The sequence below is a fragment of the Brucella anthropi genome (genome assembly GCF_046630315.1).
In the GTDB taxonomy this organism is placed as follows: domain Bacteria; phylum Pseudomonadota; class Alphaproteobacteria; order Rhizobiales; family Rhizobiaceae; genus Brucella; species Brucella anthropi_A.
Genome location: NZ_LQBD01000036.1, coordinates 156,613 through 182,681 on the forward strand (window position 1 = coordinate 156,613; position 26,069 = coordinate 182,681).

A 26,069-nucleotide genomic window follows, 5' to 3' on the forward strand; every position below is an offset into this window, starting at 1 on the left:
CACCCGCCTTTTTAGTCGCTTCACTTCTGTTTGGGAAGCTCTACGACGATTTCATGTTCGCCGTCCGGCTTGATCGGCACGCCTTCATCCGGCTTGCCGACCTTGCGGCCATTGAGCTTCACCGCCTTGTCCTTGGCACCCGCCACGACCTTCACGCGGTAGAGCGCTTCGCCAAAGCGAAGTTCCGCTTCATAGCCGTCCCATTCCGGCGGCAGGGCCGGATCGAGATGCAGGCGGTCGCCGCGCCTGGTGACGCCGAGGATACCTTCCGTCGCCACACGGTAGAACCAGCCGGCGGAGCCGGTATACCAGGTCCAGCCGCCCTGTCCGCGACGCGGCTCGACGGAATAGATGTCGGCTGCGATCACATAAGGCTCGACACGGTAGATATCCGGGTTGCGGCCATGGCTGACCGGGCTGATGAGCGAGAACAGCTTCCATGCTTCCGCCGTCTTGCCCATGCGGGCGAGCGCCAGAATGGCCCAGGTCGCGCCATGGGTATACTGACCGCCATTCTCGCGGACGCCGGGCGGATAGCCCTTGATGTAGCCCGGCTCCTGAATGGTCACGTCGAAAGGCGGCGTGAACAGACGCAGCAATTCGCCTTCGTCATCCAGCAGGTATTTTTCGAGCGAAGCCATCGCCTGTTCGGCACGCTTCGGATCGGCAACGCCGGACAGCACGCTCCAGGACTGCGCAATGGCATCGATCTGGCATTCGTCGCTGTCCTTCGAGCCAAGCGGCGCGCCATTGTCGTAAAAGCCGCGGCGATACCACTGGCCATCCCAACCGTCGCGGTCGAGGGCCTTTGTCAGGCTTTCCAGATGCGCTTTCCAGATATCGACGCGCTTCTTGTCCTTGCGCGCTTCGGCAATCGGGATGAATTTGCCGAGCGTATAGGCAAGGAACCAGCCGAGCCACACGCTCTCGCCCTCGCCCTTCACGCCGACGAGATTCATGCCGTCGTTCCAGTCGCCGCCAAGGATCAGCGGCAGGCCGTGCTTGCCGGTTCGCGCCACCGCAAGATCGAGCGCCAGCGCGCAATGCTCATAGAGGCTTGCCGTCTGCTCGGAGATTTCCGGCTGATAGAAGGCATCGTGTTCGCCCTCCTCCAGCTTGCGCCCTGCGAGGAACGGCAGCTTTTCGTCGAGGATCGAGCGGTCGCCCGTCGTCTCGACATAAAGCGAGGCGCCATAGCCGAGCCAGACCACATCGTCCGAGATCAGCGTACGCACGCCCGCACCCGTGGCAGGCAGCCACCAATGCTGAACATCGCCTTCCGGGAACTGGCGCGATGCGGCATTGAGGATTTGCGCACGGGCAAGCGACGGATCGAGCAGAAGCAGCGACAGCGTGTCCTGCAACTGATCGCGGAAGCCGAACGCACCGCTTGCCTGATAGAAGGCGGCGCGCGCCCAGATACGGCAGGCAATCGCCTGATAAGGAAGCCAGCCATTGACCAGAAGGTCGAAAGCCGGATCGGGCGTCTTTACCTGAACGCGGTCGAACAGACCCTCCCAATGGCGCTTGGCGGCGGCAAGCCTGTCGCCGAACGAAACCTTGCGGGTCTCGGCGATCAGCGTCTTTGCCTGTTTCTGATCGGCGGCATTGCCGAGCAGGAAGACGATCTCACGCGCTTCGCCCGGCCCCACCTCGATATCGAGGGCGAGCGCGGCGCAAGGATCGCGGCCTGCCTCGACCGTGCCTGAAAGCGCCTTGCCAGCCAGCACGACCTCCGGCCTGTCCACCGAGCCGGTGGTGCCGATGAATTCGCTGCGGTCGGCAGTGACGGATTGCGGCTTTTCGGTTGCGGCAAAGAAGGCGATCTGCCCGGACTTGTCGGGATGGTACGGATTGCCTGCAAAGAGCGCGCCCAGTTCCTCATCCTGCGACGGCACGATGAACGGCGCATTCTTGGCGCGGGCATTGCCCAGCACCCATTCGACATAGCCATAGATGCGCAGCTTGCGCTTGGATCGCCCCTTATTGGTGATCGTCAGGCGCGACAGGCGCACCGGCTTGTCCGCATCCACGATATGGGTCAGATCAAGCGCCAGCTCGCCATGCTGTGCCCCGAAGCTCGAATAGCCGTGGCCATGGCGCGCTTCATAGGTCACCGCCTCGTCGCGCAGCACGCTTGCGGTCGGCGCAAAGGTGCGGCCCGTTTCACGGTCGAGAATATAGATCGCCTCGCCCGGACGGTTCGTGACCGGATCGTTCGCCCATGGGGTGAGCTGATAATCGCGGCTGTTGCCTGCCCAGGTGAAGGCCGAACCTTCCGCCGAGACATGAAAACCGAAATTCGGATTGGCGATCACATTGATCCACGGATGCGGCGTGGTGGTGCGATTGTTGATGCGCACCACATAGGAGCCATCCTCCGCAAAACCGCCATAGCCGTTCCAGAAGCGAAGATCGTCGCCGGATGGCACAGGACGGTTCACTGCTGGCTGGACCGCAGGCCGGCGTTCTTCCGTCCCGCGTTCGATGGCGATGGGCGCAAGACCGGCAGCGCCCAGCCCCTGAGAGGACATCTGTGCCGAAGCCTGACCGACAATGGCGGTCTTGGCGTCGCGCGCGGCCAGATCGACGGTGATTTCCTCGCTGCGGCGCAATTGCTCGGCCAGCGAGCCGTTCTGTGCATGCATGACGATGCGCGCCGAAGCGAGCAGCGTGTTGTAGCTTTCGTCACTCATCTGGTCGCGACGGACCGCGAAGATGTGCGGCTGACCGCCGCCACGGGCGCGGAAGCCTTCGACGATCCAGTCGATGGCGCGCTGTGTGTCCTGCGCATAGGAGAAAGCGCGCTCGTTGACCGCCACGACATCGACGGTGAGGCCCTTCGAGCGCCAGTATTCCTGCGCGCGCAGCACGCCGCGCAACACGTCGAGATCGGCTTCGTTGTCGATGCGCAGCGCGAAGATCGGATAATCGCCGGAAATCGACATCGGCCACAGGTCCGACTGCTTGCCGAGGCCGCTGGCGATGGTTTCCGGCGGCTGGCGCAATGTCCGCTCCGGATAGAGCAGATAGGCGGCGACCTTCTGATAATCGGCAGCTTCGGCAGGCTTGATGCCGATATGGTAGAGCTGCACCTGCGAACTGGTCCACGACAGGGAATATTCGCGGGCGAAGGTTTCCGGGTGGCGATGCAGCGCCACGGCATGTTCCACCGCATCGCGGCTTCCGCCTGCAAAGGTCCAGAAGACGAGGCTCACCTTCTTATGCGCCGGAACGCGGACGCGCGTGCGCACCGAAGCGATCGGGTCGAGCACGCAGCCCTGGCTGCCGGTAAACCTCGCGCCCGGATCGAAGGCAGCCGCATCGCGCAAGGAACGACCACGCCCGACAAAGGCACGACGGTCGGTTTCCACCTCGATCTCGCGCACGGCCCCCGTGAGGTCGGTCATGAAATGCGCGACATGAATATCCGGATCGGACGGCGCGCGCTTGCGGCGCTTGGCATAGATGGTGGACCCATTGTCGGAGATTTCGGTTTCCACGAACATCTTGGCAAAGGCCGGATGGGCGGCATCGCCGTCGCTATCGGTCAGCACCAGTTCCGCATAGGAGGTGACCTCGATCATGCGGTCGCGGGCGGACGTGTTGATGATGTCGAGCCTACGGCCCTCGCCGTCAGATTCCGACGACACGATCACTTCCATGACCGTCTTGATATCACCGGCGGTCTTGTAGAATTCCGCCTTGTCTTCGGTGAAGACCGTCTTGGTTTCCTCTTCCGGGTTGCGGACCGGCTCGCCGGTCGCCGACCACCAATAGCCGCTTTCCATGTCGCGCAGGAACAGGAATGTGCCCTGCAAATCTTCCGACGCATCGGCGTGGAAGCGGGTAATGTCCCAATTGTGCCAGCGGCTGTAGCCCGAGCCATTGGCCGTCACCATCAGCGCATATTGGCCGTTCGACATCATATGGGTGGTGCGCGGCGCCTTGAACGGCTTGTCGACAATCCGCATCGGCGCATCGTCGAAGCCGCCGGAATCAACCCGCATCGGATTTTCCGTCTTGGCGTAGATCATCGGGATTTCGCGCGGCGCCTTTTCCTGAAGCAGGAGTTCGGCGGCCTCGATCACCGGATCGGAGTGGAAACGCTCGCGCATCCGGCCTTCGAAGATCACATTGTTGACCGCGATGATCGCCATGCCATGATGGTGGGCATAGTAGTTCTTGACCACCGCACAAAGCTCTCCTTCGCGAACACGCGACGGCGTGAAATCCACCGAATCGTGGAAGCCATAGCGCCCAAGCGCGCCGAGCTTGGCAAGGCGCTTGAGGTTGGCAACGGCTGCGGCCGGCTGATATTGCGCGGCAAGCAGGCTCGCATAGGGCGCGATGACCGCATTGCGCGACAGGCCGCGTTGCAGGCCGAGATTCGGCACGCCGAAGTTGGAATACTGGTAGTTCATATGCGCATCGCGCGCATTGAACGCCGCTTCCGAAATGCCCCATGGCAGGCCACGCGAGGTCGCATAGTCGATCTGGCGCTGCACCACGAGCTTGTTGGTCTGGTCGAGAAGCGAACCGAGCGGCTCGGACATGACCAGCGGCGGCATCAGATATTCGAACATCGAGCCCGACCAGGAGAGCAGAGCGCCCTTCCAGCCCACCGGCACCAGAAGACGGCCAAGCTTGAACCAATGTTCGACCGGCACGTCGCCCTTGGCAATCGCAAACAGGCTTGCCAGACGCGCTTCCGACGCCAGAAGATCGTAGCAGCTTTCGTCCAGTTCGTTTTCCTGCACGCGGAAACCGATGGAGAGTAGGCGGCGCTCCTTCCGCTCAAGGAAGCCGAACTGCATGTCGAATGCCAGCTGGCGCGAACGGGTTGCGAGATCGCGCAGACGTTCGCGCAGCGCATCCGTGTCGTGCTCGCCGATGGAATCGTCGGTATGCGCCTTGCAGGTATCGACCAGAATACGGCCCCATTCCACGGCTTCCGCGCTGGCGGGCGTTTCGATTTCGCCGTCGAGTTCGTCCATCAGGCGCACGATATCGGTTGCGAAGAGCGACAGGTTGATGGTGCGGAAGGATGCCGTTTCCGGCTCATCCTTGATAGAAATCACGGCGCGGCGGAAATTGGCGATCCGCTCTTCCAGACGGCGGCGCAGCGGACGCAAAATCCGGCGGTCGTCCGGGATTTTTGCGATTGTCTCTTCCAGGATGTCGTTGACATCGAGAATGCCGTCGAGATCCCCTTGCATGTAGACGGACGGCGCTTCGGCCCATTCTTCCAATGCGGACGACAATGTGACCAGATGACCGGCAAGATTGCCGCTATCCACCGCCGAGACATAGAGCGGGCGCATCGGCGTCAGCGTGTTGGTCTCGTACCAATTGTAGAGATGGCCCTGATATTTCTCCATCTTCTCAAGCGTATTGACGGTCGCTTCAACTCGATCCAGCGTTTCGCCAAAGCCGATCCAGCCGAAATCACGCGCGGCGACCACCGACAGGAGATAGACGCCGATATTGGTCGGCGATGTGCGCTGCGCGACAATCGGCGCCGGGTCTTCCTGGAAGTTGTCCGGCGGCAGATGGTTGTTCTCTTCATTGGCGAATTCGGCGAAATAGCGCCATGTCCGGCGCGCATAGCGGCGCAGGTCCGACTTGTCGGAAGAAAGCACTTCCAGCGTGTCCTGCGGCTTGGCCGAACGGCTGACGAGCCACGCGATCAGCGGCGAGGCAAACCAGATGACGGCGAAAGGTGCGGCGATCAGCGCGGCATGGCTTTCAGCGGCAAGGGGGAAGAAGATCGCCAGACCCGCAATCGCCAGGGCCGGCCACATGAGCTGGAAATAATAAAGCAGCGTATCGGGAGAGGTTTTCGCCTGTGCCGCCGTGCGCCATTCCAGTAGATTGCGGTGCGAGACGAACAGGCGATAGAGGGTGCGCGCAATGGCATCGGCCATCAAAAACGCCGAATGCGCGATGAAGGTGGTGCGCAGCGCCACGTCCGCCGTGCCGAGCGCGATATCGGTCAGCACCGATTGCGCGTGGCCTTTCAGCGAATAGTCCATGTTCGAGGGGATGAGGTTCGTCACAATGCCGAAGGTCGGGGCCACGAACATGGAAAGAATGAGGAAGCCCTGCCAGACGGCGGCGGCGCCAAGCGGCAGGACGCACCAGCCGACAACGGCTGCGATCAGCCACAGGATGGGATTGAGCGAGCGGCGCAGATTGTCGACCATCTTCCAGCGCGTGATGGCGCTGACGCCGCGGCTCGTCGAGAACAGCCACGGCAGAAGCTGCCAGTCGCCACGCGCCCAGCGATGGTGACGCGAAACGTCGACATTATAGCCGGTCGGATAATCCTCGACCACTTCAACGTCGCTGACCAGCGCCGCGCGGGCATAGCCGCCTTCGAGAAGGTCATGGCTGAGCAGCGTGTTTTCCGGCACGCGGCCCTTCAGCGCCGCCTCGAAAGCGTCGATGTCGTAAAGTCCCTTGCCGGTGAAGGTGCCTTCGCCGAGCAAGTCCTGATAGGTGTCGGACACGGCAAAGACATAAGGATCAATACCGCGATTGACCGAGAAGACGCGCTGCAGGAACGAGGCTTCGTCGCCGGTGGTGAGCGAAGGCGTGACGCGCGGCTGGAGAATGCCGTAGCCACGGATGACCTTGCCGGTCTTCTCGTCAATGACGGGGCGGTTCAGCGGATGGCTGAGCTTGCCGGCCAGATGCGTGACGGATTCCGGCGTCAGACGCGTATCGGCGTCCAGCGTCATCACATATTTGATTTCCTTCGGCAGGCGCTCGTCGGCGGGGAAGAAACTCGTATCCTGATCGCCGCGCAAGAGCAGGTTCAGCTCGTGCAGCTTGCCGCGCTTGCGCTCCCAGCCCATCCAGCAATTCTGCTTCTCGTTGAACAGGCGGCGGCGGTGCAGAAGGAAAAAGCGCGGCTGGTCGTCGCCGGTATAATGCTCATTGAGCCTGGCGATTTCCTCACGCGCATATTCATAGATTTCCATATCCGCGGGCGTGATCTCCTGGCTTGCATCGGTCCAGTCGCTGACCAATGCAAAGTAGATTTCACCGCGCGGATTGGTGAGATAATGAACTTCCAGATTGCGAATCTGCTCGTCGATGGAATCCCGCGAGGTGATGAAGGTCGGCACCGCAACCAGCGTGCGCGCCTCCGCCGGCAGGCCTTCCTTATATTCGAAACCGATAAGCCGTGTCGGCTGCACGAACCATGGCACCAGCGCATTGAACAGCGAATAGGACGCGTCCATCGCCGGGAAAAGCGCCAGAAGCGTGAACAGCGTGCGCAGATCGGTCGAAAGACCGGCGCGGATCATGCAGTAGTTCACCAGAAGCAAGGTCAGGATGGTGAGGATCGCCGTGGGGATGAACAGGCCCCAAAGGCCGAGCCCCCGATAGAAGCGCAGCGCCCTGGCCCCGAACGGCGCCTTGTAACCGCAGACCTTTTCCAGTTCCTTGCGGCCTTCGCCTGAAAGATAATAGGCGATTGCGCCCTTGCCTTCCGCTTCCGGATGTCCTGCCTTTTCGGCACGGTGGCCGTCTTCGGCCAGCTTGAGCGCTGCCCAGGTGATGTCGATTTCGCTCATGTCCGAATAGCGGGCGAGCTTTTCGATCGTCACGCGATAGGCATTGCGGGAGCGGAAATCCAGAAGCTCGAAATCGCTGTGGTCGCGCAGGATCGCATCGACCTCGTTGACGGTTTCGAACCAGGTTTCCCAGTCCACGTCGTCAATGGATTTCAGGCTGCGGATGACATTGCCCATCGTGACGCCGCCGGTGGACTGGCGGGCATGTTCCTCGACGATGGCGTCTTCGGCATTGCTGCCTTCCTGTTCCAGAATCCGTTCCAGCCAGTTGGCTGCCGCCGTGGTGTCGGTGGAGGAGGAACGCAGGCGATAAAGCAGATGGGTCGCGAAAGTGCTGTCGCGGGCGGCATCGGCATATTGCGCCAGAACCGAATCCAGTTCGGCCCCGTCGGCGGCCACCACGATGCGGTCGGCAGCCGTATTGGCAAGATTGCGCATGATGCGCGCGCGATCGACGCGCAGTGCCAGGCGGCGCGCATTCTCGATCAGGAAATAGCGCACCGCAGACGGCAGCGCCCACAATTCACCGATCTTCAGCGGCTCGACGGTCTGGAAACCCTTGACGATGGCCGTCAGCGTCTTCAGCGAGAAATTGCTGTCCGTATGGGCGACATAAAGCCAGGCCAGCGCGAAAATGCGCGGCATGCCCTCGTAATTTTCGGACGGCGCCTTGTAGAGCGGCAGTTGCCGGATGAAGCGGCGCGGCAGGTCGCGGCGGGCCTGCTGCACGTTTTTGTCGATCTGGTAATGGTTGTCGAGCAGCCATTGGGCGGCTGGCGTGATGGTTTCGCCCGCGCGCGAGGCGGCATCGGAGGCGCGGTAGGCATGCAGGATCAGCTTGCCGTTTTCGGACAGGCGCTGATCGAAGGGAAAGGAAATATAGCCCGGCAGCGGAATGTCTTCGCCGCGCGCCACGGCAGCGGCAAGCGCGCCAAGCTCTTCCTCGGTCTTATACAGGGCCCGGATGGGAGACGGCTGTTCAGGCGGAATCCGGCCCGATGCATCGGGCTCGCTGGATTTGGGTTCCATCGACGGTTGCTGCATCGGCGATTTATTCTCGGTAGAGGTTGATCTGGAGAGCGAAGAAGACAATTCCGGCATCTGCCTTAACAGCCTTTCCGAAGGAAATGAGTTATCTGCGGCGGGTGGATACTGACATTATTTTCACTTCAGGGAAACGGCAGTATCCGTGATCGGTTCCCTGAATGTCGACCGCATTTGGCCAAAATGCGACGGCGCAATGTGCTGATCTTCAAACCGTTTGAATCGCAACGCACAATTCTTTCCGCCCATTAATGTTGCGTTATGGAACACCCCGTTTCCTGCAACCCTAACATATTGAAAATAAAAATAATACTACCGCAGGTAACGCACCGAAAATTTCATCGCGAAAGGCTCGTACTCTGAAATACGGAAAAGCCCGGCAGGCCTGCGGGAATCACCGCGCATCTGCCGGGCCTTGTGTTTCAGTTCACCCGAAATTGAGGATCAGGAATCTGCTCCGGAACCGGTGTCTCCGGTCGGAAAAAGCTTCCAGTAGCGCGGGCGGAAAGCGATGCGGCTTTTTTCCGCAGCCGGATGTTCGGCCGGAATTTCGATCTCGATCCGCTCGCGCGCGCCACCCACTTCCAGTTCGACACGCCGCTTGCCGCCCGAACGGCGGCTGGCCACCACCGTGCCTGCAATGCAGCCGCCGCAACCATCCAGCAATTCCACATCGTGCGGGCGGAAGAAGAGTTGTGCGTCACCGTCCGCCACACCCTCGACGGTAAGGCCGATATTGCGGTCGACAAGCCAGACCTCGCCCTTTTCGACCCGCACCGGCAGCGTGCTGGACTCGCCGATGAAGCCATAGACACCGGGGGAATTCGGATTGTCATAGACCTCGTCCGGCGTGCCGATCTGCTCGATACGGCCCTGGCTCATCACCACCACGCGGTCGGCCAGTTCCAGCGCCTCGTCCTGATCATGCGTCACGAAAACGGTGGTATGGCCGGTCTTGTCGTGGATTTCGCGCAGCCAGCGGCGCAATTCCTTGCGCACCAGCGCATCGAGCGCACCGAACGGTTCGTCGAGAAGCAGGACTTTCGGCTCGATCGCCATGGCGCGGGCAAGCGCCACGCGCTGGCGCTGGCCGCCGGAAAGCTGTGCCGGATAGCGTTTTTCGAGCCCCTGCAACTGGACGAGATCGAGCAGTTCCAGCGCGCGATTACGAATGGCATCGCTCGACGGGCGTGTCGCGCTGGGGCGCACCTTGAGGCCGAAGCCGATATTCTCCGCCACCGTCATATGACGGAACAGCGCATAATGCTGGAAAACGAAGCCGACATTGCGCTCCTGCACGCTCTTCTGCGACGCATCCTCATCGCCAAAGAAAATCGTGCCCTCGGTCGGCGTTTCCAGCCCGGCGATCAGGCGCAAAAGCGTGGTCTTGCCCGAACCGGAAGGTCCAAGCAGGGCGATCAGCTCGCCGGAGCGAATATCCAGCGAGACATTATGCAAAGCCGGGAAGCGAGCGAACTCCTTACGCACACCGGCAACACGAACTTCCATTCCCAATCCTTTCCCCTGCCGCCGCGCGGCCATGTTCATTTCCACCGCCTTGCGGACGGCTATCGGTTCAATTTTAATGTCCGTTTCCGCTGCCGGCCAGCTCATCGCCATAGCGCAGTTCCAGCGCCGTCTTGATGGCAAGCGTCAGCAGCGCCAGAAAAGCCAGGAGCGACGCCACCGCGAATGCGCCGACGAAGTTATATTCGTTGTAGAGAATTTCCACATGCAGCGGCATCGTATTGGTGAGACCGCGAATATGTCCAGACACAACGGAAACAGCGCCGAACTCGCCCATTGCACGCGCATTGCACAGCAGCACGCCGTAAAGCAGCCCCCATTTGATATTGGGCAGCGTCACATGGCGGAAGGTCTGCCAGCCATTGGCGCCAAGCGAAATCGCAGCCTCCTCATCGCCGGTCCCCTGTTCCTGCATCAGCGGGATCAGTTCGCGTGCAACGAAGGGAAACGTGACGAAGACCGTGGCCAGCACGATGCCGGGGACCGCGAACAAGATTTCGATCCCATGCCGCGACAGCCACGGCCCGAGCAGGCTGTGGCTGGAGAACAGCAGCACGAAAACAAGGCCGGAAATGACCGGCGACACGGAAAAAGGCAGATCGATCAGCGTCGTCAGCAGCGCCTTGCCCTTGAATTCGAACTTGGCGATGGCCCAGGCGGCTGCAATGCCGAAGACCAGATTGAGCGGCACGGCGATGGCCGCGACGATCAGCGTGAGCCGGATCGCGGCCCAGGCGTCAGGCTCGACCAGCGCGGCCAAATATTCGCCCGCCCCCTTGCGGAAGGCTTCCACGAACACCGCAACCACCGGCAGAATGAGGAAGAGCGCCAGAAAAGCCAGCGCCAGGGCAATCAGCGTGATGCGTACGCCCAAGCTTTCGGTGACAGCGCTGCGGCAGGCGGGGGAATGCGCAGGTTCATGCGCCATGGCCGTATTTCCTCCGTGTCCACGACTGGATGAGATTGATGAAAAGCAGCATCGCGAAGGAAAGCGCCAGCATCACCGTGGCAAGCGCCGTCGCCCCGGCATAATCATATTCCTCCAGCTTGATGACGATCAGAAGCGGCGCGATTTCCGAGACATAGGGCGTATTGCCCGCAATGAAGATGACCGAGCCATATTCGCCGACCCCGCGCGCGAAAGCGAGCGCAAAGCCGGTCAGGATGGCGGGTTGAAGGCTCGGCAGCAGTACCCGCCAGATAGTCTGGAACCGGGATGCGCCGAGCGTTGCCGCCGCCTCTTCGACCTCGCGGCTGATTTCCTCCATGATCGGCTGGACGGTGCGCACCACAAACGGCAGGCCGATGAAGATCAGCGCGATGACGATGCCCGCCCGCGAAAAGGCGATGCGAATGCCGAACGGCGTCAGCAGGCTGCCGATCCAGCCATTCGGCGCATAGATGGCGGCAAGCGCGATACCGGCCACCGCCGTTGGCAGCGCGAAGGGAATATCGACGATGGCATCGACGAACCGGCGCCCCGGAAAGCGATAGCGCACCAGAACCCAGGCGAGGATGACGCCGAAGACCACATTGACCAGCGCCGCGATGAAGGACGTGCCGAAACTCGTTTCAAGCGCCTTCAAGGTGCGCTCGTCGGTGACGAGGCGCCAGAAGCCGAGAAATCCGACTTCGGATGAACGCAGCACCAGTGCCGCAAGCGGAATGAGAATGAGAAGGGTCAGATAGGCAACACTGAAGCCGAACGTCAGCCCGAAACCGGGAATAACGCTCGGCTTTCTGAAGTGCGACCCTGCTCTGGCCCGTGCAGGGATCGAAGACATGCGCTGGTTTGTTCCCTTTTCAGTGCGGATGGTGACTGATTGTTCTCGAATTCCGGATCATTTTCCCGGCTTGTAGATCTGGTCGAAGGTTCCTCCGTCGCCGAAATGATAAGGCTGCGCCTTGGCCCATCCGCCGAAAATCGGATCATCGATCGTCACCAGCGTCAAGTCGGGAAACTTGCGCTGCCGGTCGGCAGGGATGATGTCAGGCTTCGACGGACGGTAGAAATGCTTGGCGGCAAGCGCCTGGCCTTCGGGCGAATAGAGATATTCGAGATAGGCCGTTGCCAGCTTGGTGGTGCCGTTTTCCTCGGCGTTCCTGTCCACGACCGCGACCGGCGGTTCAGCCAGAATGGACTGCGGCGGAACGACGATGTCGAATGCATCCGCGCCAAATTCCGCGACCGAGAGATAGGCTTCGTTTTCCCAGGCCAACAGCACATCGCCGAGCTGCCGCTGCACGAAGGTGGTCGTCGAGCCGCGCGCGCCGGTGTCGAGCACCGGCACATGGCGGAACAGTTCGCCGATGTAATCCTTGATCTTCTGCTCGTCGCCGCCGTACTGCTTGTAGGCCCAGGCCCATGCGGCGAGATAGTTCCAGCGCGCGCCGCCCGATGTCTTCGGGTTCGGCGTGATGACCTCGACGCCGTCCTTCACCAGATCACCCCAATCCTTGATGCCCTTGGGATTGCCCTTGCGCACGAGAAAGACGATGGTTGACGTATAGGGCGCGGAATTGTTGGGCAGGCGCTTGCGCCAGTCCTTGTCGATCTTGCCGGAAAGCGCGGCGATGGCATCGATATCGCTTTCAAGCGCCAGCGTGACCACATCGGCCTTGATGCCGTCGATCACCGATCGCGCCTGCTTGCCCGATCCACCATGGGACGCGCGAATGGTGACGGTCTCGCCGGTTTCCGCCTTCCAGTGGGCGGCAAAGGCGGCATTGTAATCCTTGTAGAGCTCACGCGTCGGATCATAGGACACGTTGAGAAGTGTCTGATCGGCAAGGCCCGGCCGAACTGTTCCGGCCAGCGAAGCAGCCGCAACCAATGCCGCCAGGGTGAGCGAAAATCTCGATATTCTCATGACCGCCTCCATGTTCCACTGGCCAAGACAGTATCAGAGCCCTTTGAAGACAGGATGCCACAAGCCGGTCGTTATTTGAAACGACTTTGAAAAATTTACTCTTCTCAAGAGAGAAATCAGGGATAATTTTTCAGTCGGCATGTCAGAACATGCCGACGATAGTATCTTTAACTCACTGCACGGGGGCGGGCTCGGCGGACGGCGCGACCGCGGCGGGTGCATTGACCGCGGGGTGCTCCAGTTCGAGCGGAGACTGCTTCGGCTCGTTCCAGCCCATGAAATTATAAACCGCATAACGCAGGACGCCGATCTCCTCGTGAAGCGCCACATCCGTTGCCAGGACGGACAGGCCGGGAGAAGACAGGTTCGTATGGGATGCGGTCAGATAAGCTGCGGCAACAGGCTCAGGCTTCACGCCAAAATGCGCCAGATAAAGAAGATTGCGATTCAACATCGGCGCAACCTGCAACAAAACGACCTTCGCCGGTTTGATCTTGCGCAGGATTGCGGCTGTATTCCTGGCATTCTGCCAGCTGTTGCGGCTCTTTTCGTCCAGAAGAATGGAAGCCGAATCCACCCCGGCCTTTTCAAGCTGCATGGCGATCAACCTGGCCTCTGAAACGCCCGTTCCCGCCACATCGGCACCGCTGACAATGAATTTGCAACCAAGGCCCTTTTCGACACATTGATGGTTCATGGCGACAGCCGCCAAAATCGGCCCGTAGGAGAAAGCGAGCGGCTCGACCACCTTCTGGCCGCGTTCATCGACTGTCTGCGTTCCCATGCCGAAGATGATGAAGGCGGTATTGTCTTCGAGCGGCGATTGCAATTGCGATGAATAGGCTGATTGCAAGCGATTCATCAGATAGTCCGGGAGAATGGCCGAAGCAATCGCACCATAAAGAACAGCGGCAAGGCCAATCAAAACGACCCCTGTCTTAAGCCATTTCAAAAGCAGCAGGAGCAGACCAAGGACGACGAGGACTACGACAATATTGAGCGCCATGAGCAATACCGGGGGGAGTAGCATAAGTTTATGATTGAACCTGTTCCATAAGAACCAGGCTTTGGTGACGAATGAACTTGTGATTTGGTATGGGCGAAAAATCTTCAGCTTCAGGAGCTGAAACCGAAGGTAGGGTCACTTGGCAAGGTATCGAAACGCCCCTTGTGGAGATCACTCCACGGCGGCCATTTCTCCTGTTCAGCAACAAATACCCTCGCGCCAAACCATTCAGTGAATTCGTCACTTGAGCCTAAGCGTTGCCCGGATGCGGAACCAACCCCAATAAATGAGGGATAATGCATGTTCTACCCACAAATAGTGAGGCCCGGACTGGGGTTGCGGGGGCAAGTGTTCATCCGGGCCTCAGCCGGTCTCGCGAAAATCTCGGGACTGGCAGGCCAATAACGGACGAAACCTGTTTCGGTTGCAGGAAATCGGGAGGCACCTGATCTTTTTTCGGGCACTTTCGATCATTAACCACGGTACGCCATCCGGCCTTGAAGCCTTCAGCCGAAGGAATATCTTCAAGGTGCTGAATTGGCTGACCAGAGGATTTTCGATCATGGCATACAGCACAGGCAAATTTTACATTTTATCGGCTGCCGCGGGGCTAACGCTCGCCGCCGCATGGCCGGCGGCGGCACAAAGCCCCCAGACGAACGCGATCGAGCGGGTCGATTACATCTGCGAGCGCGGCGTCGTGGTGCCTGTCACCTATATCCGCAACGGCGATGCGCCGGGCTTTGCGGTTCTGGACGCGGAAGGCAAGATGATTGCGCTGCAATGGCACGACGATATCGGGATATATGTCGCCATCGATGAGCAGGACAGCTATCGCTGGAACGACAAGGGCAGCCAGGCCGTTCTGAGCCACCTCGAAGCCGATCACACCGCCAAGGAAGTGACGCTGCTTTCGGCCTGCCGTTCGGATGATTCGGAAGAATAGCCCCCTGTTACGGGACGAGATAATGCCTGTCCCACTGGTCCTGGGGCACCTCATCGCCGATATCGTAACGGAAGGAAACGATATTGATATGCTCGTCATCCGTCTTGCAGGCGAAGGATAGCTTGTACCAGTGCTCCCGGCTGCGGAAGGCAGCGCCATCGGCCTTGATCGAGTTTTTCTTCGTCACCGGATCGGAGAAGGCATAGGCCAGAACCTTGTCGACCGAAAACCTGTGCTGCTCCCGCGTGATGCGCTCCATGGCCTCCACGTCGCAACGCTGCTCCAGACGGGTCGCCGGGTCGAGCTTTTCAAGCTGGGCCTTTTCGGAGGCGTTCATCGCGAAAGACGGGTAAACCGTCAAGCCAAGAAAGATGAGACTGACAACAGCAGACGCGGGCAACACAGCAGACATGAATTTCATGAGATTTTCGGGAACTCCTCGGCATTCGGATGATCGGCGGCGATCATAGGCATGATTTGCGGCAATGTACGGATCATCACTGGAAAGTTATCGAAGGCCAACCGTAAAAACCGCCATCCCCAAAATTCGTCGTTTCTTATAAACCGGCCGTCGCCGTTCGGGCTCATCGCCTCCATGCTCCGCGAGACGCGGCGCCGCAGCCACCCCATGCTTTCGCGCTTGATTTCACCGGGCCCTCTGTGTTTCTAGAGCGGCTCCGGTTAAAACGGAATCGCTGGAACCGCTCTAACCTATCTGTTTTGATGCATTGTCCTACGCATCGCAGCGGGATCAGAAATCAGTCCAGTGGGCTGATTTCCCCGCGTAGGCGCTTCGCACTTTTGGCTCGAAAGGAAGAGACATGAAACCCGTTTTCCTGCAATTGCAGTGCACCCCCGGCAAGACCTATGAGGTTGCCGACACGCTGTTTCAGCGCGAAATCGTCTCCGAGCTTTATTCCACCAGCGGCGAATTCGACCTTCTGGCCAAGATCTACATCGCCGAGGACCAGGATATCGGCAAGTTCATCGCCAAGAACGTCCTCGACATTCCCAATATTGTCCGCTCGCTGACGACATTGACCTTCACCGCCTTCTGACCCGACGCGTCTCATCGCCCGCATGCCGGTAAAGGTTTGATTCACCATTAACGAATTATCATGTCGGCAAAGGGAACCTCTGCTTGCGCTCGCGCATTTCCTGCGTGAAGGCTCACCTCAAAAAAAGGGAGGCAGCGAGACACGTGATGAACGATCTTGGACAGCGGCGGGTATTGGTGGTGGAAGACGAGATTTTCGTCGCACTCGATGTCGCCGCGACTGTCGAGGACGCGAACGGAAACGTTCTCGGTCCGGTCGGCACCGTCCGGCAGGCGATCGACATCATCAACCGCAACGAAGTCGACGCAGCCATTCTCGATGTGAACCTTGCCGATGGCGATGTGGAAGCGGTGCTGGACCGGCTGAAAAGCCGCGATATATTCGTGGTCATCCATACCGGCGGCGGATTGCCCGCCCGTCTGGCGGCGCGCTATCCGGAAGTGCCGGTTTTCCAGAAGCCGATCCCGCCATCCGTGCTGACGCGCGCGCTGGCCTCCGCCCTATCGTCGCATATGGTTTGACGGGGCAGGATGCGGTCGACATTTCCCGATTTCGCAACCGTGCTGAAGGAAGTCGAGGCCGATGCAGACCCGGCGTACAACAGCCGCCATCCGCAATTCGGCTTTGCCTCCGCCGTCTTTTCCGCCGATCTGGGCAATGCCCCGATGCCGCCCCGCCAGCGGGACGGCCTGCAAGGCCTGTTCGATATCGCCCCCCCGCCCGAGACCGCACTTGACCCGGAAAGGCAGGCGATAGAAGCACGCATGCAAAGACAGTCCCCGGATGCGATCCTCCAGGAACTGGAGCTGCGCCCCGGCCTGAAACGCGCCGAACTTCAGCGGCGTCGCCGCAGCTTTGCCGCCGGCAACCATCCAGACCGTCTGCCGGAAGAGTTCCGCCCCGCCGCCGAACAGCGGATGAAAACGGCAAATGCGCTGCTCGATTGCGCCATGGCCAGCGCCTCATCGTAACGCCAAGCAATTTCGTTACGTTTTCGCTGCAAAATCTTTTGCCTTATAACAATAACGTGCTAGATTGCCTTGTCTGTGCCTGCGAAAGCTGTCGCACGCCGGAACCCTTTCCGTTGTCCGCAAGCCTGCAAATGGACCAGCCCCTGATAATATGGGGCAATTTGCGCTTTGCTCTGCGGGGACGGTTCTGTCATATCGACGTTACACATTGGAATAGTTCCTAAAAGGTTTTAAAATGCCTCCTTATCGTTCGCGTACAACCACCCACGGTCGCAACATGGCCGGCGCGCGCGGCCTATGGCGCGCCACCGGCATGAAGGATGAGGATTTCGGCAAGCCGATCATTGCCGTGGTGAACTCGTTCACCCAGTTCGTGCCGGGCCATGTGCATCTGAAGGACCTCGGCCAGCTCGTCGCGCGCGAAATCGAAAGCGCTGGCGGCGTGGCCAAGGAATTCAACACCATCGCGGTCGATGACGGTATCGCCATGGGCCATGACGGCATGCTCTATTCGCTGCCCTCGCGCGAGCTCATCGCCGACTCGGTCGAATATATGGTCAATGCGCATTGCGCCGACGCGATGGTCTGCATTTCCAACTGCGACAAGATCACCCCCGGCATGCTGATGGCGGCGCTGCGCCTCAATATCCCGGTCGTGTTCGTTTCCGGCGGTCCGATGGAAGCAGGCAAGGTCGTCTGGGACGACCAGGTCAAGAAGCTCGACCTCGTGGATGCGATGGTTGCCGCCGCCGACGACCATTACACCGACGAACAGGTCAAGACCATCGAGCGCTCCGCCTGCCCGACCTGCGGCTCCTGCTCGGGCATGTTCACCGCCAATTCGATGAACTGCCTCACCGAAGCGCTCGGCCTGTCGCTGCCGGGTAATGGCTCGACGCTCGCCACCCATGCCGACCGCAAGCGCCTCTTCGTGGAAGCCGGTCATCTCATTGTCGATCTCGCCCGCCGCTATTACGAGCAGAACGACGAAAGCGTGCTGCCGCGCTCGATTGCGAGCTTCCCGGCTTTTGAAAACGCGATGACGCTCGACATCGCCATGGGCGGCTCGACCAACACGGTCCTGCATCTGCTCGCTGCCGCGCAGGAAGCCGAGATCGACTTCACCATGGCCGATATCGACCGCCTGTCACGCCGCGTGCCGGTGCTGTGCAAGGTCGCGCCCGCCAACAATACGGTTCACATGGAAGATGTGCACCGCGCAGGCGGCATCATGGGCATTCTCGGCCAGCTCGACAAGGCAGGCCTGCTGACGACGGACATTCCGACCGTCCACAGCGAAACGGTTGCCAAGGCGCTCGACCATTGGGACGTGACGCGCACCAACAGCGACATGGTGCACAAGTTCTATTCGGCTGCTCCCGGCGGCGTGCCGACGCAGGTTGCCTTCTCTCAGGAACGCCGTTTCGATCATGTCGATACCGACCGCGAAAAGGGCGTCATCCGTTCCAAGGAACATGCATTCAGCCAGGATGGCGGTCTGGCCGTGCTTTACGGTAATCTGGCCGAAGACGGCTGCATCGTGAAGACGGCAGGCGTGGACGATTCCATCCTGAAATTCTCCGGCCCCGCACGCATCTTTGAAAGCCAGGATTCGGCCGTGCTCGGCATTTTGAACGGCAAGATCAAGCCGGGCGACATCGTGCTGATCCGCTATGAAGGCCCGCGCGGCGGCCCCGGCATGCAGGAAATGCTCTACCCGACCAGCTATCTGAAATCGAAGGGGCTGGGCAAAGCCTGCGCGCTCATTACCGACGGACGCTTCTCGGGCGGCTCTTCGGGCCTTTCAATCGGCCACGTCTCGCCGGAAGCAGCCGAAGGCGGTACGATTGGCCTGGTGCGCGAAGGCGATATCATCGATATCGACATTCCGAACCGCAAGATCCACCTCGCCGTTGATAATGCAACGCTGGCCGAACGCCGTGCCGAGCAGGACGCCAAGGGCTGGAAGCCTGCGGAGGAACGCAAGCGCAAGATTTCCACCGCCTTGAAGGCTTATGCCGCGATGGCAACCAGTGCTGCCAAGGGTGCGGTGCGGAAACTGCCGGATTGATTGATATTTAAAATATATAAAGGGCCACCTGTGGCCCTTTATATATTTAAAAGCAGTGTTTTTTGCCACCTCAGTTCGATGACGATACTCATTATACCACGCAAATATCACCTCAATAAAATTCCATTAATAATACTTGTAATTTTACTTAAAAATCTACTTATTAACCCATGGCTTAAGCAAATTACGTAATTTATTTATCTGATTATTTCTAGCATCCATCAACATTTCCGAGGTAATGCTTCCAACTGATATCTCCTTTACCCAATCGGGCATATTCGGCGCGATTTCCACTGAACTAACAACTTCATCCAGCATCGTAGCCGAAGGCACAGAATTATATTCTGTAATATTTTCATTGAGGAAGCATTCTATAACCGGCTTGGCGTTTATTTCGCAATGGATGAAAATATCGCGTAACAATTTAGCCGGAGCAGTGAAACTACGAGTACCTTCACGATTTTCCACGCAACGAGGGGCTAAAGCAAGAGTAACACCATCGACAACAATGCCGCTGCCGGTCGGATCAACACCTCGGTGTACAACACCATTTCTAAGCTCTCTTAAATATCTTCTTATATTATCTCCAGAAGTATCCGGCGATTCAAAGGCCTCATCCAGAGCATCAGTGAAAGAAGAACCAAAAACTTCTTTCAACATATCTAGAGCTGACATAAAATTGGTGATATAAATGGAATAATGCATTCTCATTTGAAATAGATCAGCAGGCGGTCGAAAATTGTCAATCGTATCAGAAGCCCATTTCATGCATTCAAGATGCCATGAAATGGTATTCAGAAGCTCAATATTCCGCATAACCCACCTAAGTGTGTAGTAATATGAGTACGATAGGGCACACTTCAGACTGACGATCTATCCCTACGATGCTTTGGACGTCTTGCTACTTTCCTATGGCATTCTCCACCGCCGGCATCAGGTCGTTCTTCACCGACTCCGGCGTGAACGGCCCGACATGCTTGTAGATGATCTTACCGTCCGGGCCGACGAGGAAGGTTTCCGGCACGCCGTAGACGCCCCATTCGATGGCTGAGCGTCCGGCACGGTCGGCGCCGACAGCGGCAAAGGGATTGCCGAGATCGCCGAGGAAGCGGCGCGCATTTTCGGGCTGGTCCTTGTAATTGAGGCCAACCACGCGGATGCGTTCGTCCTTGGCGATTTCCATCAAAAGCGGGTGTTCCTGACGGCAGGGAACGCACCACGATCCCCAGACATTCACCAGCGTCAGCTTACCCTTAAAATCCTCGCTGTCGAGGCCCGGAACAGGCGCGCCATCGCGCACCAGACCTTCGACAGGCGGCAGGTTGGTCTGCGGGGCCTGCTTGCCGATCAGCGCGGACGGTATCGTCGTATTGTCCTTGCCCGACAGAAGCTGGACCGCGAAGACCGCTGTCAGTCCGACGAAAATCGCCAGCGGCAGCAGGGCAACCCAAGTGGAGCGCTTTTTCGGCGCGACGGGCTTTTCGGTCGTTTCGGTCATTGTACCTTACCGGGGGATTTTGCGGAACGGCGGCGAACGCCCTGCATTTCCAACCGCTTCAGTTCGTTTTTCTGGATACGCTGATCGATCAATATCCAGCCGATGGTGACGACAAGTGCCGCGACCGTGATGCCATAGGAGGCGAGAACAAAGCCGAAGTGATTCATAGCGCGCCCTCCTGTGCCTTGGTCTTGCGGTCGGCATTGCGTGCGGCAAGTTTCTTCATCGACGCCACGCGGCGACGCCAGATTTCATTGCGCATGGCCATCATGTGCAGCGTGAAGAACAGAAGCGAGAAGCCGATAGCCATCACAAAAAGCGGGCGCAGCATGGATGCATCGATGGTGGGGCCGTCCATGCGGAACACCGAAGCCGGCTGGTGCAGCGTGTTCCACCAGTCGACCGAGAATTTGATGATCGGAATATTGACGAAGCCGACCAGCGTGAGCACGGCCACGGGCTTGGCGCCTTTTGCCGGATCAGCAAAAGCCCGCGACAGCGCGATAATGCCGAGATACATCAGGAACAACACGAAAACCGAGGTCAGCCGCGCATCCCACACCCACCATGTGCCCCACATCGGCTTGCCCCACAGCGAGCCGGTGGCAAGCGCAAGCGCGGTGAAGACAGCGCCCAGGGGCGCGGCGGCGCGGATCGACACATCGGCCAGCGGATGCCGCCAGACCAGCGTGCCCAGCGCCGAAACGGCCATGATCGAGTAGCACATCATGGAAAGCCATGCGAAAGGCACATGGATATACATGATGCGGACCGTCATGCCCTGCTGGTAATCCTCCGGCGACAGGAAGAAGACCATATAAAGACCAGCCGCCAGAAACAGCACCGAAAGCCCGGCCAGCCACGGCAAGACCTTGCCCGCAAAGGCAAGGAACCGCGTGGGATTGGCCAGGTCGAGCCAGCTCGTGGTTTTAACGGCGTCTTTGGTCATGTCTTTTTCCATGGCCTCTATTTACCTGCCCCCCCCGTGCCGTTCAATTGACCGTAATCAACTGCGTCAATCGGTCGAACTTTTGAGCGCCGCGCTCGCGGCCAGAGGTCCAAGAACGGCAAAGAACAGGGTGAGAGCGGCCAAGATGAGAAAGGGCGCCAGAAAGGGCGCATTGTCTACCGTTGCTCCATGCGAAGCTGATACACCGAAAATGAGTACCGGAATGGTGAGCGGCAGCACGATCACCGATACCAGCAACCCGCCACGCGGCAGCGCCACGGCAAGCGCCGCCCCCACCGCGCCGATGAAGGCGATGGCTGGCGTTCCCACCAGAAGCGTCAGCGATGTCGCGCCGATTGCCGTCGCATCCATGTTCATGAACAGGCCCAGCATCGGCGATGCGACCACCAGCGGCAGCACGCTTGCCACCCAATGGGCCACGCATTTCACAAAAACCGTGAAGGCCAGCATGTGGCTCTCCGCGCCGATCAGCAGAAGATCGAGCGAGCCGTCCTCCCTGTCGGCTTGAAACAGCCGGTCGAGCCCCAGAAGCGTTGCCAGCAGCGCGCCGATCCACAACATGGCGGGGCCAATGCGCGCCAGAAGATTGAGATCAGGCCCGACGCCGAACGGCATGACGGCAATGACCGCGAGGAAGAACAATATGCCGATCAGCGCGCCGCCACCGGCGCGGAAACTGAGGCGCAGATCGCGAAGGAAAAGCGCCAGCATCAGGCGACCTCAAGTGAATAAGCGGCCATGTCGAGCGAGGATAAAGATTCCAGTCCCAACGGAATATGCGTTGCGGCGACGATCATGCCGCCTTCCCGCATATGTGCGCGCATGATTTCCGCAAAGCGGGCTTCGGACGCCTTGTCGAGACCGGCGGTCGGCTCGTCGACGATCCAGAGCGGGCGGTGGCTCACCAGAAGTTTTGCGATGGAAACACGCCGCTTCTGCCCCGTCGACAGGTAGCCGAATGGCAGGTGCTCCACACCGGGCAGATCGACGGCCTCCAGCGCCGCATCGATCTCCGCTTGCGCGGCGCCATTGAACTTCTGCCAGAACAGGAGGTTCTCCCGCACGCTGAGCGCGGGTTTCATCGCATTCTGGTGGCCGAGATAGTGGCAGGTGGCGCGCACCGGCAACACTGTGCCATCCTCTCGAAGCTCAACCTTGCCCGCTTCAGGCTGAAGCAGGCCGCATATGATTCGCAGCAATGTGGATTTTCCCGAGCCGTTGGGCCCCGTCACCACCAGCGCTTCGCCCGCATCAATGGCGAAAGACAGATTGGCAAAAATCGTTTCGCCCCCGCGTTCGCCAGCCAGCTTGTCGGCTTCAAGCCGCATTTTCACTCCTTGGGATCGCACTCAAACCGATTGAACCGCAACTTCCAAAACACATCGCAACATTTCGCCGCAAGGGGCCGTATTCACGATATTCTGTCTGGAATCGTTTTAGAAAACTCTCTATATGAGGGCTACCACGCCAGCGGTCGGCGTGGAAACCATTTTTGGCCGATCTCAACCTGTTGCCCTTAAGGACGCAGGCATCGGGACGGACAGCGGAAATGACTGCACCCGCACCTTGGCGCGTCCTTGAAACGCTAGCCTAGGCGTTCGTCCTGGTTTTCCGGCCAGTAGCATGAAGGACGAACGCAGTGTCGCACATCGACAGCTTTAAATGCCGCAAAACCCTTACCGTGGGTGGTAAGGATTATGTTTATTACAGCCTGACGGAAGCCGAAAAGAACGGCTTGACAGGCGTTTCCAAGCTTCCCTTCTCCATGAAGGTTCTGCTCGAGAACCTGCTCCGCTTCGAGGACGACCGCTCCGTCAAGAAGTCGGACATCGAAGCTGTTGCCAAGTGGCTGAACGACCGCGGCTCCGCGGGCGCGGAAATCGCCTACCGCCCGGCGCGCGTGCTGATGCAGGACTTCACCGGCGTTCCAGCCGTGGTTGACCTTGCAGCCATGCGCGACGGCCTCAAGGCTCTCGGCGGCGACCCGGAAAAGATCAACCCGCTCGTTCCCGTCGATCTCGTCATCGATCACTCGGTCATCGTCGACGAATTCGGCAATCCAAGCGCTTTCAAGGCCAATGTGGACCTCGAATATCAGCGCAACGGCGAACGCTACCGCTTCCTCAAGTGGGGCCAGCAGGCATTCAAGAACTTCCGCGTCGTTCCTCCGGGCACCGGCATCTGCCATCAGGTGAACCTCGAATATCTGGCCCAGGCTGTCTGGACCAAGGAAGAAGACGGCGAAACGATAGCCTATCCCGACACCTGCGTCGGCACCGACAGCCACACCACCATGGTCAACGGCCTTGGGGTCTTGGGTTGGGGTGTTGGCGGCATCGAAGCTGAGGCGGCCATGCTCGGCCAGCCGGTTTCCATGCTGCTGCCGGAAGTCGTCGGCTTCCGCCTGACCGGCAAGATCAAGGAAGGCGTGACCGCGACCGACCTCGTTCTCACCGTCACGCAGATGCTGCGCAAGAAGGGCGTTGTCGGCAAGTTCGTCGAGTTCTTCGGCGAAGGCCTCGAAAACATGACGCTGGCCGACCGCGCAACCATCGCCAATATGGGCCCGGAATATGGCGCGACCTGCGGCTTCTTCCCCGTCGACCGCGAAACGCTCAACTACATGAACACCACCGGCCGCGACGAGCATCGCATCGAACTCGTCGAAGCCTATTGCCGCGCGCAGGGCATGTGGCGCGACAAGGGTGCAGCCGATCCGGTCTTCACCGACATTCTCGAACTCGACATGGGCGACGTCGTTCCGTCGATGGCCGGTCCGAAGCGTCCGGAAGGCCGCATTCCGCTGGAAAACATCGGCTCCGGTTTCGCAACCTCGCTCGAAAACGAGTACAAGAAGACCACCGGCCAGACCACGCGCTATGCCGTTGAAGGCGAAGACTACGATCTCGGCCATGGCGATGTCGTCATTGCCGCCATCACGTCGTGCACCAACACCTCGAACCCGAGCGTGCTGATCGCGGCCGGCCTTCTGGCCCGCAACGCGGTTGCCAAGGGCCTCAAGACCAAGCCGTGGGTCAAGACCTCGCTTGCGCCCGGCTCCCAGGTTGTTGCCGCCTATCTCGAATCCGCCGGTCTCCAGAAGGATCTCGACGCATTGGGCTTCAACCTCGTCGGCTTCGGCTGCACGACCTGCATCGGCAATTCCGGTCCGCTGCCTGCCCCGATCTCCAAGACGATCAACGAAAAGGGCCTGATCGCGGCTGCCGTTCTGTCCGGCAACCGTAACTTCGAAGGCCGCGTTTCGCCGGATGTGCAGGCCAACTATCTGGCTTCGCCGCCGCTCGTCGTCGCCCACGCCCTGGCCGGTACGGTGACGAAGGACCTGACCAAGGAGCCGCTCGGCGAAGACAAGGACGGCAACCCGGTCTATCTCCGCGACATCTGGCCTTCCTCGCAGGAAATCCAGGACTTCATCGCCAAGAACGTAACGCGTAAAATTTTCTCGGAAAAATATGCCGACGTGTTCAAGGGCGACGCCAACTGGCAGGCCGTTCAGGTTCCCGCCGGTCAGACCTATGCATGGGACGACAACTCGACCTATGTGCAGAACCCGCCTTACTTCGTCGGCATGGGCAAGTCGGCCGGTCAGATCGGCGACGTCAAGGGCGCCCGCATTCTGGGCCTCTTCGGCGACAAGATCACGACCGACCACATTTCGCCTGCCGGTTCCATCAAGGCACAGTCGCCGGCCGGCAAGTATCTGCTGGACCATGGCGTCGGCGTTGCCGACTTCAACCAGTACGGCACGCGTCGCGGCAACCATGAAGTGATGATGCGCGGCACCTTCGCAAACATCCGTATCCGCAACCACATGCTGGGCGAAAACGGGCGTGAAGGCGGCTACACCATCCACTATCCGTCGAAGGAAGAAATGTCGATCTACGACGCGGCCATGGAATACAAGGCCGAGGGCGTGCCGCTCGTCGTCTTCGCGGGCGTCGAATACGGCAACGGCTCGTCGCGCGACTGGGCGGCCAAGGGCACCAACCTGCTTGGCGTCAAGGCCGTGATCGCGCAGTCTTTCGAGCGTATCCACCGCTCCAACCTCGTCGGCATGGGCATTGTGCCTTTCGTCTTCGAGGAAGGCACGAGCTGGCAGACGCTGGGCCTCAAGGGCGACGAAATCGTCACCATCGAAGGCCTGGCCGATGTGCGCCCGCGCCAGAAGGTCGAAGCCTCCATCACCTATGGCGACGGCACGGTGAAGAAGGTTCCGCTCATCTGCCGCATCGATACGCTGGATGAACTCGACTACATGAAGAACGGCGGCATTCTGCAAACCGTTCTGCGTGATCTCGCCGCTTAGAGCGCGTTTCGATCTGACTGGATCAGATCGGCGCTGATATGAAATCGGGAGCCGCCGGAGAAATCCGGCGGCTTCTTTGTTCTGGATCAGGCTCTCACCGTAACGTGAATTCCTATTGATTGTCGAACTTCTTACATAATAGATGTCAGCGACAATTATTGCAGGATGAAACGAAGTGATACTCCACGCCCCCTT

General features: G+C 59.6%; 20 protein-coding genes. 6 read left to right on the plus strand and 14 right to left on the minus strand.

Annotated features, from left to right (window positions below; translation table 11 throughout):
- Positions 1 to 20: 20 nt before the first annotated feature.
- The 6 genes from AVM02_RS16585 to AVM02_RS16610 form a co-directional block, all read right to left on the minus strand.
- The gene (locus tag AVM02_RS16585) at positions 21 to 8,687 is read right to left on the minus strand and encodes a GH36-type glycosyl hydrolase domain-containing protein (RefSeq protein WP_411508015.1); all 8,667 of its coding nucleotides are present in this window, start codon (positions 8,685 to 8,687) and stop codon (positions 21 to 23) included.
- Positions 8,688 to 9,074: 387 nt separating this feature from the next.
- Entirely contained in the window at positions 9,075 to 10,139 is a 1,065-nt protein-coding gene (locus AVM02_RS16590; RefSeq protein WP_411508016.1) for a sulfate/molybdate ABC transporter ATP-binding protein, read from the minus strand.
- A gap of 73 nt (positions 10,140 to 10,212) precedes the next feature.
- Entirely contained in the window at positions 10,213 to 11,085 is an 873-nt protein-coding gene (cysW, locus tag AVM02_RS16595; RefSeq protein WP_411508017.1) for a sulfate ABC transporter permease subunit CysW, read from the minus strand.
- Positions 11,075 to 11,941 (minus strand): sulfate ABC transporter permease subunit CysT, encoded by an 867-nt coding sequence (gene cysT, locus AVM02_RS16600; protein ID WP_411508018.1) that lies wholly within the window; start codon positions 11,939 to 11,941, stop codon positions 11,075 to 11,077. The genes cysW and cysT overlap by 11 nt, the downstream gene beginning before the upstream one ends.
- Before the next feature lie 57 nt (positions 11,942 to 11,998).
- A complete protein-coding gene (locus AVM02_RS16605; protein WP_411508019.1) occupies positions 11,999 to 13,027 on the minus strand; it encodes a sulfate ABC transporter substrate-binding protein in 1,029 nt (342 codons plus the stop codon).
- A 172-nt stretch (positions 13,028 to 13,199) separates the two neighbouring features.
- A complete protein-coding gene (locus tag AVM02_RS16610; protein WP_411508020.1) occupies positions 13,200 to 14,033 on the minus strand; it encodes a YdcF family protein in 834 nt (277 codons plus the stop codon).
- Positions 14,034 to 14,595: 562 nt separating this feature from the next.
- Here AVM02_RS16610 and AVM02_RS16615 point away from each other — a divergent pair.
- The gene (locus tag AVM02_RS16615) at positions 14,596 to 14,979 is read left to right on the plus strand and encodes a lysozyme inhibitor (protein WP_411508021.1); all 384 of its coding nucleotides are present in this window, start codon (positions 14,596 to 14,598) and stop codon (positions 14,977 to 14,979) included.
- Positions 14,980 to 14,986: 7 nt separating this feature from the next.
- On the opposite strand, the gene AVM02_RS16620 is transcribed toward AVM02_RS16615, so the two are convergent.
- Positions 14,987 to 15,400, minus strand: a complete 414-nt coding sequence (locus tag AVM02_RS16620; RefSeq protein WP_411508022.1) for a DUF930 domain-containing protein — start codon at positions 15,398 to 15,400, stop codon at positions 14,987 to 14,989.
- Positions 15,397 to 15,567 carry a hypothetical protein gene (locus AVM02_RS16625; RefSeq protein WP_411508023.1) on the minus strand — a complete coding sequence of 57 codons (171 nt, stop codon included), beginning with the start codon at positions 15,565 to 15,567 and terminating at the stop codon, positions 15,397 to 15,399. The genes AVM02_RS16620 and AVM02_RS16625 overlap by 4 nt, the downstream gene beginning before the upstream one ends.
- A 233-nt stretch (positions 15,568 to 15,800) precedes the next feature.
- Between AVM02_RS16625 and AVM02_RS16630 the strand changes: the two genes are divergently transcribed.
- The 4 genes from AVM02_RS16630 (at position 15,801) to ilvD (ending at position 19,079) form a co-directional block, all read left to right on the plus strand.
- A complete protein-coding gene (locus AVM02_RS16630; RefSeq protein WP_411508024.1) occupies positions 15,801 to 16,037 on the plus strand; it encodes an Lrp/AsnC ligand binding domain-containing protein in 237 nt (78 codons plus the stop codon).
- A gap of 146 nt (positions 16,038 to 16,183) precedes the next feature.
- Entirely contained in the window at positions 16,184 to 16,558 is a 375-nt protein-coding gene (locus AVM02_RS16635; RefSeq protein WP_411508025.1) for a response regulator, read from the plus strand.
- Between the two features lie 9 nt (positions 16,559 to 16,567).
- Positions 16,568 to 17,008 (plus strand): hypothetical protein, encoded by a 441-nt coding sequence (locus AVM02_RS16640; protein WP_411508026.1) that lies wholly within the window; start codon positions 16,568 to 16,570, stop codon positions 17,006 to 17,008.
- Positions 17,009 to 17,243: 235 nt separating this feature from the next.
- Positions 17,244 to 19,079 carry a dihydroxy-acid dehydratase gene (gene ilvD / locus AVM02_RS16645; protein WP_411508027.1) on the plus strand — a complete coding sequence of 612 codons (1,836 nt, stop codon included), beginning with the start codon at positions 17,244 to 17,246 and terminating at the stop codon, positions 19,077 to 19,079.
- Between the two features lie 156 nt (positions 19,080 to 19,235).
- Here the strand turns inward: ilvD and AVM02_RS16650 are convergent, their stop codons facing one another.
- From AVM02_RS16650 to ccmA, 6 genes are all read right to left on the minus strand, one after another.
- Entirely contained in the window at positions 19,236 to 19,847 is a 612-nt protein-coding gene (locus AVM02_RS16650) for a hypothetical protein (RefSeq protein WP_411508028.1), read from the minus strand.
- A gap of 133 nt (positions 19,848 to 19,980) precedes the next feature.
- Positions 19,981 to 20,577, minus strand: coding sequence for a DsbE family thiol:disulfide interchange protein (locus tag AVM02_RS16655; protein ID WP_411508029.1), 597 nt, complete (start codon positions 20,575 to 20,577; stop codon positions 19,981 to 19,983).
- A complete protein-coding gene (ccmD, locus tag AVM02_RS16660) occupies positions 20,574 to 20,744 on the minus strand; it encodes a heme exporter protein CcmD (protein WP_411508030.1) in 171 nt (56 codons plus the stop codon). Before ccmD ends, AVM02_RS16655 begins: the two co-directional genes overlap by 4 nt.
- Positions 20,741 to 21,526 (minus strand): heme ABC transporter permease, encoded by a 786-nt coding sequence (locus AVM02_RS16665; RefSeq protein ID WP_411508031.1) that lies wholly within the window; start codon positions 21,524 to 21,526, stop codon positions 20,741 to 20,743. Before AVM02_RS16665 ends, ccmD begins: the two co-directional genes overlap by 4 nt.
- A 66-nt stretch (positions 21,527 to 21,592) precedes the next feature.
- Positions 21,593 to 22,258, minus strand: a complete 666-nt coding sequence (gene ccmB / locus AVM02_RS16670; protein ID WP_411508032.1) for a heme exporter protein CcmB — start codon at positions 22,256 to 22,258, stop codon at positions 21,593 to 21,595.
- Positions 22,258 to 22,875, minus strand: a complete 618-nt coding sequence (ccmA, locus tag AVM02_RS16675; protein ID WP_411508033.1) for a heme ABC exporter ATP-binding protein CcmA — start codon at positions 22,873 to 22,875, stop codon at positions 22,258 to 22,260. The genes ccmB and ccmA overlap by 1 nt, the downstream gene beginning before the upstream one ends.
- Positions 22,876 to 23,186: 311 nt before the next feature.
- Between ccmA and acnA the strand changes: the two genes are divergently transcribed.
- Positions 23,187 to 25,874: an aconitate hydratase AcnA gene (gene acnA / locus AVM02_RS16680; RefSeq protein ID WP_411508034.1), complete on the plus strand. Its 2,688-nt coding sequence runs from the start codon at positions 23,187 to 23,189 to the stop codon at positions 25,872 to 25,874.
- Positions 25,875 to 26,069 lie beyond the last annotated feature (195 nt).